11 protein-coding genes are annotated in these 9,728 nt (G+C 68.2%); 7 read left to right on the top strand and 4 right to left on the bottom strand.

Annotation, left to right across the window (positions count from 1 at the left end; translation table 11 throughout):
- Window positions 1-261 (top strand): ketopantoate reductase C-terminal domain-containing protein (locus tag VGF64_07345; GenBank protein HEY1634554.1); only part of this gene is annotated, 261 nt, incomplete at its 5' end.
- Window positions 262-375: 114 nt separating this feature from the next.
- Window positions 376-1,641, top strand: a complete 1,266-nt coding sequence (locus VGF64_07340) for a cytochrome P450 (GenBank protein ID HEY1634553.1) — start codon at window positions 376-378, stop codon at window positions 1,639-1,641.
- A gap of 98 nt (window positions 1,642-1,739) precedes the next feature.
- Here the strand turns inward: VGF64_07340 and VGF64_07335 are convergent, their stop codons facing one another.
- Window positions 1,740-2,504: an SDR family NAD(P)-dependent oxidoreductase gene (locus VGF64_07335; GenBank protein ID HEY1634552.1), complete on the bottom strand. Its 765-nt coding sequence runs from the start codon at window positions 2,502-2,504 to the stop codon at window positions 1,740-1,742.
- 191 nt (window positions 2,505-2,695) lie between these two features.
- On the opposite strand from VGF64_07335, the gene VGF64_07330 reads away from it, so the two are divergent.
- From VGF64_07330 to VGF64_07315, 4 genes are all read left to right on the top strand, one after another.
- Entirely contained in the window at window positions 2,696-3,577 is an 882-nt protein-coding gene (locus tag VGF64_07330; protein ID HEY1634551.1) for an SDR family oxidoreductase, read from the top strand.
- Window positions 3,578-3,584: 7 nt separating this feature from the next.
- A complete protein-coding gene (locus VGF64_07325; GenBank protein HEY1634550.1) occupies window positions 3,585-4,298 on the top strand; it encodes an alpha/beta fold hydrolase in 714 nt (237 codons plus the stop codon).
- Between the two features lies 1 nt (window position 4,299).
- Complete coding sequence (locus tag VGF64_07320) at window positions 4,300-5,271, top strand: NADPH:quinone oxidoreductase family protein (protein ID HEY1634549.1); 972 nt, start codon at window positions 4,300-4,302, stop codon at window positions 5,269-5,271.
- Between the two features lie 80 nt (window positions 5,272-5,351).
- Window positions 5,352-6,053 carry a nitroreductase family protein gene (locus VGF64_07315; protein ID HEY1634548.1) on the top strand — a complete coding sequence of 234 codons (702 nt, stop codon included), beginning with the start codon at window positions 5,352-5,354 and terminating at the stop codon, window positions 6,051-6,053.
- A 96-nt stretch (window positions 6,054-6,149) separates the two neighbouring features.
- Here VGF64_07315 and VGF64_07310 read toward each other — a convergent pair whose 3' ends face one another.
- Together VGF64_07310 and VGF64_07305 are read right to left on the bottom strand one after the other, a co-directional pair.
- The gene (locus VGF64_07310; GenBank protein ID HEY1634547.1) at window positions 6,150-7,043 is read right to left on the bottom strand and encodes a metallophosphoesterase; all 894 of its coding nucleotides are present in this window, start codon (window positions 7,041-7,043) and stop codon (window positions 6,150-6,152) included.
- Between the two features lie 10 nt (window positions 7,044-7,053).
- Complete coding sequence (locus tag VGF64_07305) at window positions 7,054-7,473, bottom strand: helix-turn-helix domain-containing protein (protein ID HEY1634546.1); 420 nt, start codon at window positions 7,471-7,473, stop codon at window positions 7,054-7,056.
- Window positions 7,474-7,684: 211 nt separating this feature from the next.
- Here VGF64_07305 and VGF64_07300 point away from each other — a divergent pair, with 211 nt between their 5' ends.
- A complete protein-coding gene (locus tag VGF64_07300) occupies window positions 7,685-9,229 on the top strand; it encodes a protein kinase (protein HEY1634545.1) in 1,545 nt (514 codons plus the stop codon).
- 21 nt (window positions 9,230-9,250) lie between these two features.
- On the opposite strand, the gene VGF64_07295 is transcribed toward VGF64_07300, so the two are convergent.
- Window positions 9,251-9,728 (bottom strand): ATP-binding protein (locus tag VGF64_07295; protein ID HEY1634544.1); only part of this gene is annotated, 478 nt, incomplete at its 5' end.

Raw genomic sequence — 9,728 nt, 5'->3', positions numbered from 1 at the left:
GTCCACAGGCGCTGGGAACGGTGGCAAGTGAGCGAGATCGAGGGGCGCTCGCGGGCCGCCGGGTCGACATGGCAGAGCGTCGTCCGCGGAGTGGGCCGCGTGGAGAGCGACTACCTGAACGGCGAGATAGTGCTCCAGGGTCGCTCGATGGGTCTACCGACGCCGGTGAACGAGTTACTCCAGTCGCTCGCCAACGAGACGGCACGAGAGTCCCGCTCACCCGGTTGGCTATCCGCAGGAGAAGTGCTGCAGCGGCTGTGACGACCGCATTCATTGATGCCACAGCGAGCGTCCGACGCGACTTGCCAGCGCTGCCATACCATAGAGTTTGGTATCGCCCACCTAGGCTCCAGCCTCGTTCGGACGGAGGGACGGATGACCTCAACGAGGAGCACAGCGGTCGGCGAGCACATCGGAGGCCTGTTTGCCATGCCGCACAGGTGGGCCGACATGGACGCCTGGCACGAGGAAGTGGCCCAGATCCGCAAGGCCAATCGGGTACTGCCGGTCGAGCTGGACGGCTTCGAGCCCTTCTGGGTGCTCACCCGCCACGATGACATCCTCTCGGTGGCGAGGGACAACCAGCGGTGGCTCAATACGAGCCGCTCGGTCCTCGGACCGGAGGAGGACTGGACACGGATGCTCGCGGCCGGCATACCGGCCCCCAGGACGCTGGTGCATCTGGACGGAAAAGAGCATGGCGATCACCGCAAGGTCACGAATGACTGGTTCAAGCCGGCCGCCGTCAAGCACCGGCAGTCGCGCATCGACGCTCTCGCTGATCTGTTCATCGACCGGATGCGCGACCTCGGCGGGGAATGCGATTTCGCCCAGGACGTGGCTCAGCCGTACACCCTCCGGGTGATCATGGACATCTACGGCGTGCCGGAGCGAGACGAGCCGCTGATGCTGCAGTTGACCCAGGGAATCTTCGGTGCGGCCGACCCCGAGTTTCTGGGGGACGCCGCCGACCCTGAGGCCCGTGTCATCGAGTCGGTCATGAAGTTCATTCAGTACTTCAACGAGCTCACCGAGGACCGCCGAACGCACCCGGCCGACGACCTGGCCACCCTCATCGCCAATGGTCAGCCCGACGGCTGCCCCATGGGCGACGCCGAACGGCTCTGGTACTACATCATCGTGGCGACCGCCGGACACGACACCACGTCGTACGCCCTCGCAGGCGGTATGGAGGCCCTGCTTCGCGATATGGGACAGCTATGGGCCATACGGGACGACCCCGAGCTCGCCATCGCTGCCGCTGACGAATGCATCCGCTGGACGACCCCTGTCCGGCACTTCCTGCGCTATGCGACAGAGGACATCGATATCGGGGGCGCGACGATCCCGAGGAACGGCAGGGTGCTGCTCTCGTACCCGAGTGCCAATCGGGACGAGGAGGTGTTCAGCGAGTCGATGACCTTCGATGTGCGTCGCAGTGACGCCGACAGGCTCATTTCCTTCGGTGGGGGAGCCCACTTCTGTCTAGGCTCACAGTTCGCCCGCCGAGAAGTCCGCACCATGCTCTCGCGCCTTTCCCCGCAGCTCGATGACATCGAACTGGTCGGGCCGCCTCAGTGGTCGGAGTCCGCCTTCGTTTCGGGGGTCAAGCACCTGCCGGTGCGCTACTCGTTCCGCTGAGCGTCGAACCGGGTCCGCCACACCCACCATGCCACAGAGTTCATGAGGTCGAGCGATCGCACGTTCACGACTGAGCAGTTCAAGCCGGGGCGAACGGACTACTTCGGAGCGAACCTTTGGCCCCCGTCGAGACGGATGGTGCCGCCGTTCAGCATGGGATTCTCGATGATTGCCAATGCCAGCCGGGCGTACTCCTCGGGCCGGCCCATGCGCTTCGGAAAGGCGGCGCCAGCGGTGAGGGCGTCGGCATAGTCAGCGGGGATCCCCGACGTGATGCCCGTGTGGAACAGGCTGGGCGCGATGGCGTTCACCCGGACGCCGTAGCTGCCGAGATCGCGGGCCATCGTGAACGTCATGCCGACGATCCCGGCCTTCGCAGCCGCATAGGCGACCTGACCGATCTGACCCTCGAAGGCGGCGATCGACGCCGTGTTGATGATCACACCCCGTTCCTCGTCTTCGTCGGAGTTCGTACTCATGTACGAGGCTTGGAGCCGGTTGAGATTGAATGTCGCGACGAGGTTCAGCTCGATGACGCCCCGGAAGTCGTCAAGCGGGTGGGGCCCCGATTTGGACAGCGTCTTCTTGGCGATCCCACCCCCGGCCGTGTTGACGGCGATGTGCAGTCCGCCGAGCTGGCCCATGGCGTCCGCCAGCGCCGCCTCGACGCCAGTGTCGTCGGTGATGTCGCAGGGGTGGAAGGTTGTCCCCCCGCCGATCTCGGCCGCCGCTTCATCACCCGCTGAGTTCGCCAGATCGAGGATGGCGATGTCGGCTCCGCGAGCACGGAGCATCTCGGCCGTGGCCCTGGCCATCCCGGAGGCCCCCCCGACGACCACCGCCTTCTTCTTTGCTATCTCCATGGCAGTTCTCTCCTTGGGCGGGATCGCCGATCGTTCGTCTTCTTGCATCAGATATATTATTCGGGTGGTGCTGCCTGCGACTCATATACTGCCGCCTCCTGCGAGCTCGGGGAGCACACGAGTCGATCCCACCGGGGCAGGCACGACCCCGACGTCGGAGATGCGCACCACCGGAAGTTGAGGACATCTACATGACCGAAACGATTGGTCTGCCCGAGCCGCCGCCGGTGGGCGCCACCGCGCTGCCGGTGCACACGTTCAGCGGCAGCACTGTCCTCGTGACCGGTGGTGGCACCGGTCTAGGTAGGGCCACGGCCACAGAGTTCGCCCGCCTCGGTGCTGACATCGTGCTGGCCAGCCGCAGGCCCGAGCATCTCTCGGAAGGGAAGAAGGCGCTGGCCGAGCTGGGGACGACCGTCGTGACCGTGGCGTGCGACATCCGCCAGCCCGACCAGGTCGCCGCCGCCTTCGACGCCGCCGAGACGGATCTCCGCCTCCCGGACGTGCTTGTCAACAACGCCGCCGCCAACTTTCCCGTTCCGACCGAGGAGATGTCGCCAAATGCCTGGCGGACCGTGGTCGACATCACCCTCAACGGCACGTTCTACTGTGCCCGCGAGTTTGCCCGCCGCCACCTGGGTGCCGGCACGCCGGGATCGATCATCAATATCGGCGCCTCCTACGCGTGGACTGGGGGCCCCGGCTTCGCCCACTCCGCTGCGGCGAAGGCCGGCGTGAAGAACATGGTCGAGACGCTCGCCGTCGAGTGGGGTCCCTACGGCATCCAGGTGAACGGCCTGGTGCCGGGCTTGTTCCCACACGAGGACATGAGCGCCGACATCAAGGGCAACCTCGACCGAACCAACGAGAAGGACCGGTGCCAGCCGGCGATGCGCGTAGGCCGACTGCGGGAGCTCGGATGGGCCGCCACCTTCCTCGCCTCACCCTACGCCCGCTTCATCTCCGGCCACACCCTCGTCGTCGATGGGGCCAACTGGCAACGTCGCAGCCTCACCAACTCCGAGGTCGTAACGGTCCGTGACCAGATGGGCAAGCCGCCCTTTGGGCTGTGACCGGGCGGTGAGCGCCCTGCCCACCCTGGTGCTGGTGCACGGCGGCACGATGACCTCGACCATGTGGGACCAGGTCGGAGAACATCTGCAGTCGCCGTCGGTGGCGGTCGACCTCCCGGGCCGTCGCTACCGGCCCGCCGACCTGTCCAGGATCCGACGGAACGACTGGGTTCGGGCCGTCGCTCAAGACATCGAGTGCCTGGGTGAGGTGCTCCTGGTCGGCCATTCTTCAGGTGGCTATGTGATCCCGGGTGTCGCGGCCCTTTCTCCGCACCGTGTGCGTCGGATGGTCTTCGTCGCCGCGACCGTGCCCGCCGAAGGCACCCGGCCGGCCGACTTCCTCAAGCCAGGCTTGAAGGAGATGACCATCGAGCACGAGCAGCAGGTGTTCGAGTCGACGGCGGGCCTCACGATCGGCGGTTTGCGCCCCGGGGAGCGGCCCGTAGAAACCGAGCTCGAGGTGGTGGAGAACGGGCCGAGGATGGGGCACGAGGCGCCCGGTCCACTCTTTGAGCCCTTCACCTGGGCAGGCGTGCCACCATCGTTGCCGCGCACCTACGTCCGCTGTCTCCAGGACCGGGTCATTCCGCCCAAGCAGGCCGAGCTGATGATCGCCAACATGGGAGGCGCCGAGGTCATCGACATCGACGCGAACCATGACGTGGCGACCGCTGCGCCCGAGCTGCTTGCGAAGATCCTCGACGACTTGGCTCAGGCCTGACGTGCGCGCCCTCGTCTGCCGCCAGCTCGGCCCGCTCGGCGATCTGGTCGTGGAGGATCTCGCTGCGCCGATCCCTGGTCCCGGTCAGGTCGTCGTTGACGTCCGGGCGGCCGGCGTCAACTTTGTCGACGGGTTGATCTGCCAGGGGCAGTACCAGATCAAGCCAGCCACACCGTTCGTGCCGGGGAGCGAGATGGCAGGGGAGGTGAGCGCGATCGGCGACGGTGTGAGGGCGGTCGGCGTCGGCGATCGCGTGCTCGCCTTCAGCGGGTTCGGGGCGTTCGCCGAGCAGGTCGTGGTTCCCGAGGGTTCGGCCATCCCGATCCCGTCGGGCACCGGGTTCGGGCCAGCGGCCACCCTCGTGCAGAGCTACAGCACAGCATTGTTCGCGCTCACTCGACGGACCCGGATCGCTCCCGGCGAATGGATCCTCGTGCTCGGCGCTGGCGGGGGCATCGGCCTGGCGGCCATCGATGTCGCGGTCGCTCTCGGCGGACGCGTGATAGGTGCCGCGTCGACACCAGAGAAGCTGACCGCGGCCCGAGAGATGGGTGCCGAGGCCACGATCGCCTACGAGGCCGAGGACCTCAAGGTCCGGGCCCGAGAGCTCTCAGGTGGAGGTGTCGACGTGGTCGTCGATCCGGTCGGGGGAGGTCGCAGTGAGCCAGCCCTGCGGGCGACGGGGCCTGGGGGCCGGGTCTGTGTCATCGGGTTCGCCGCCGGGCCGATCCCCAGAGTCCCCCTCAACCAGGTATTGCTCAACAACCGCACGGTCGTCGGTGTCGACTGGGGCGCATGGACGCTGCGCGACCCGAGCGGTGCTCGCGAGCTGCTGGACGAGGTTCTGGAGATGGTTGGATCCGGCCGCCTTCATCCGCCCGTGCCGGCCGAGCAGCCGCTCGTCGACGGCCCGAAGGTCATGGCCGACCTGCTCGATCGCCAGGTCGCTGGGAAGGTCGTCCTCGTGCCCTGATGGGCCCGATCGGGGGGGCGCTCATCGCCCCGCGGGCCGCGTACTCACCAACGCCGCGGCGAAGACGCGAGACTTCGCACATGGATCTCCTCGAAGGACTGGGGACGACACGGGCGATCCGCCGCTACACGGACCAGCCTGTGACCGACCAGGAGCTGGCCAGCTTGCTGTGGGCGGCGACCCGGGCGCCGTCGGGCTCGAACCGCCAGCCGTTCCGGTTCATTGTGCTGCGTGACGGACCGCACGCCGCTGATGCTCGTCGCCTGCTGGGTGAGGCGGCCCGCCGGATGTGGGCCTCCAAGCGGGCGACCGATCGCTACGCCACGGGATCGGGACTCGAGCCGGAGTCCCCCAAGGCTCGGATGGCGAGGAGCATGACCCACTACACCGAGCGCCTGGCGGAGGCTCCGGTCATCGTCCTCGCCTGCCTTGTCCGGTACCGGGAAGCCAATCCGTTCGAAGGCTCCTCGATCTATCCCGCCTGTCAGAATCTGCTTCTCGCGGCCCGCGCCGTCGGCCTCGGCGGCGTGCTGACCCAGATCCAGCTCCTCGTCGCCGAGGAGCTGCGGGCAGCCCTCAGCATCCCCGACGATGTCGCGCTGCACGCCACCATCACACTGGGACGCCCGGCCGGCCGCCACGGGCCTGTGCGGCGACGCCCGCTGTCCGAGTTGGTCTACGAGGACCGGTGGGAGGTCACGGCGCCGTGGGCGGTCGACCCGGTGGGCACGAAGTTCACCCAGGCGGGTCCACCCCGGCTGGGCGCCGGAACGGACCACTAGTCTCCAGGAGCCGGTGGAGCGTCGGGATCGAAGCGGTGCTGAGAGACGACTCCGACATGTGGAGTCTCATCCAGCCCTTCGTCGAGCCCCCCGGTCTTAGCCGGCGCTCTGGTTGCCAGGAGCAGACGCTACGACGGGGGCCGCACCGGCGCCGCCGATCGGAAGGACCATCTGGTCGAAAGGCTGGCGATCGTGCCCGATGGGTCGAAGGATGACCCGTCCCTCGATCACCCAGAGGTCGAGGAAATGGTGCCGGGCATGGGCGGCGGCGGTGAAGCGTCGCCTGCCCGTCGCCCGCAGATGGGTGGCGGCGCCCGACACCACGTAGACGGTGCCTCTTATCGGCTTCGACCGTTGGTAGTCGTGCTCGTGGCCGGCGAGCACGAGGTCGACGCCGTGGCGCACGAAGGCGGGCCCGAACGCCCGTCGCACGTCTCTCGACGATCCGTGCCAGCCGGCGGAGTACGGCGGGTGGTGGAGGGCCACGACTCGAAAGGCGGCGTCACTCTCGGCGAGCGTCCGGTCGAGCCACGCCCGCTGCTCGTGGTCGCCGGCACGGTTGGAATCGAGCATGATCAGCTGGACGGGCCCGAACCGGCGCTCGTACCAGCGGGCCGGCATCCCGAGACGGCGGGCGACCTCGTCGGGCTGGCCCCTGTCGACGTCGTGGTTCCCCAGGACGGCGTCGAGGACGACGCCTCGGGCCAGGATCGGACCGAGCGGGTCCAACACCGCCTCGTGGACGCGGGCCGGGTCACCGTCTGGATAGATATTGTCGCCCAGCAGCAACAGACCGTCGAAGGGCCGGCGGGCGTGCTCGTCCACCATGGCGGCGACGCTCACCTCGAGCTCGGCTGACGGGTGACCGACATCGCCCGCGATCGCCAGGCGAAGCTCAGCCGAGGCCACCTGTGAGGCCGTCAACGGAGCGATCGTTGCCTCTTCGCTGCCCATGATCCGCCGCGCCGCGCGGCGTGCGAGCCCCATCATCTGTGGCTCGTCAGGATCGGGCCACCGCCGCTTCGCTGTCGAGCGAGCTGCGGCGTGCGTCGTAGTCGGCGCGGGCGGTCGCGATATCGGGCCGGTGCTCGATGGCCCAGGTGGTCAGAGACTGGACCGATGCGAGCAGGGTGCCGCCCAGCTCTGTCAGCTCGTAGTCGACCCGGGGAGGGACCACGGCATGGACGGTCCGGGCCACGAGCCCGTCGCGCTCGAGCTGACGCAGGGTCAACGTCAGCATCCGCTGGCTGATGCCGTCGGTCTCGCGCTGCAGCTCGGTGAAGCGACGCGTCCCCCGGGCCAGCAGGCAGATGACGAGGATCGACCACTTGTCACCGACCCGGTCGAGGACCTGCCGAACCTGCAGCGCTTCCTCGGTATGGCAGCTGTTCGTCGAGGACGTCGATGGGCCGCCTTTCATCAGCTTCAAGGATGACCGATGATGTCGTCTATTACAAGATGGAACTGACCACACCAAAGGGAACCACCCTTCCCCCCCAGAGCCGGACGAACCGGGCAAATACCTCACCCAGCGACTCGCCGGCTGCACTCTCGTCGGGACGGGCATACTGGCCTTGCGAGGATCGCGCCGTGTGGTGGACATGGCCGGCGACCGAAGGGTGACTACGTCGATGAGGGTGTTGGACCAACGGTACGAGCTACTCGACCACATCGGCTCAGGTGCCATGGCCAGCGTCTGGCGCGCCCACGATCGGCGGCTGGACCGCGAGATCGCCGTCAAGATGCTGAGCGAGCAGCTGGCCTCGGACGAGGCCTTCCGACACCGCTTCGAGCGCGAGGCGATCCACGTGGCGTCGCTGAAGCACCCCAACATCGTCGCCGTCTATGACGCGGGGAACGAGGGCGATACCTACTACATCGTGATGGAGCTGGTCGAAGGTGAGTCCCTCCAGGGGGAGCTCGAAGCGACGTCGCCGTATCTCGGAGTGGAGCGGACCGAAGAGATCGCCGGCCAGCTGCTCGCCGGGCTCAGCCACGCTCACGGCAAGGGCATCGTCCATCGGGACATCAAGCCGGCCAACATCCTGATCGCCGCCGACGGCACGGCGAAGCTGGTCGACTTCGGCATCGCCAGGGCGGCGGGCGACGCGAAGCGAGTGACCACGATGGGCGAGTTCATGGGAACTCCCGCCTACGCGTCTCCTGAGCAGCTCGACGCCCGATCGGCCACTGCGGCGACGGACCTCTACTCGCTCGGCTGCGTGCTCTACGAGTGCCTGGCCGGTCATCCGCCCTTCGAGGCGGAGATCCCGGTGGGGGTGATCGCCCAGCATCTGCAAGCGATACCTCGTTCTCTGCGGACAGAGAGGCCCGAGGTCCCGCCGGCGCTTGACACCCTCGTCCTCCGATCGCTCGAGAAGGACCCTGGGCGCCGCTTCAGCTCCGCCGACGATATGAGCCGGGCCCTGCCGATGGCGAACGCAGCCGCCATGCCGGACACCTCGCTGTCGACGGTCGTCCTGCCGGGGCGAACCGCCGAGGGCGGCAACCACAGCGACCAGTCAGCACCCGCATCGGCGCAGAGCCTGGTGAGGACCGTCGTGGTCGACGACCATCCGTTCTTCCGTGACGGCGTCACCCGCGGCCTGAGCGAGAGCGGGCGGATCGACGTCGTTGGTGAGGCAGAGAACGGCACCGACGCGTTGGAAGTGATCAGGCGGGAGCGACCCACGGTGGCCGTGGTGGACTACCAGATGCCCGAGATGGACGGGTTGGACCTCGTGCACGCCGTCGTCGACGAGGATCTGCCCACCCGCGTGCTGCTGCTGTCGGCCGTGGCCGACAGCGCTGTCGTGTTCCGTGCGCTGGAGGAGGGCGCCGCTGGCTACCTCTCCAAGGACGCCCGCCGGAAGGAGATCGTCGACGCCGTGCTCAGGGCGGCGGAGGGCCAGACCGTGCTTCCCCCCGAGCTGGCGGGCGAGCTCGCCGGCGAGATCCGGCATCGGGCCCAGGGCCAGACGGCGGCGCCGAGCGATCAGGAGCTCGAGGTGCTGCAGGCGTTCGCTCGGGGCCGGTCCATCCCCCAGGTGGCGGCCGAGCTGAATCTGGGGGTGAGTGCGGTCAGGACCCAGAGCCAGCGTCTGTTCGAGAAGCTCGGCGTCTCCGACCGGACCGCGGCGGTCGCCGAAGCGATGCGGCGCGGACTTCTGAAATAGGCGCCTCGAGCCGAGGGAGCTCTACGCCGATCCGCTGGCCCTCGCGGGCGGGCAGGGCACGTCGACCGTGGCGATCGTTCCCGACGGAGTTGCTCCGGTCATGCTGAGGCCCCCGCCAGCCGCTTCGAGTCGGACGCGGTGCGACGCCAGCCCGATGTGGCCACCGTCGAGGCTCGCCTCCACCGCACCGTCGGGGATCCCGCGCCCGTCGTCGGTGATCACCAGTTGTGCGAGCTCACCCGAATGGCCGAGGTTGATGTGCACGGCACTCGCCCCGGCGTGCTTGACGACATTGCTCAGCAGCTCTCGGGCGGTCGCGTAGAGAAGTCCGTCGGCCGGGCTGCGCACCCCTTCCTCCCAGCCGTCGAGCTCGAGCGTGACGGCGAAGCCACCGCGGGCCTCCGTGGTCCGGGCCAGGTCTCGGAGCGCCTGGGCCAGGCCCAACCGCTCGAGCACGGCGGGGTGCAGCTCGGCGACGGTCGACCGCAGCAGCCGGGAG

Source organism: Acidimicrobiales bacterium (assembly GCA_036491125.1).
GTDB lineage: Bacteria > Actinomycetota > Acidimicrobiia > Acidimicrobiales > AC-9 > AC-9.
Note: the sequence above shows the minus strand (reverse complement) of the source record. Positions and strands in the feature narration are given on the sequence as shown.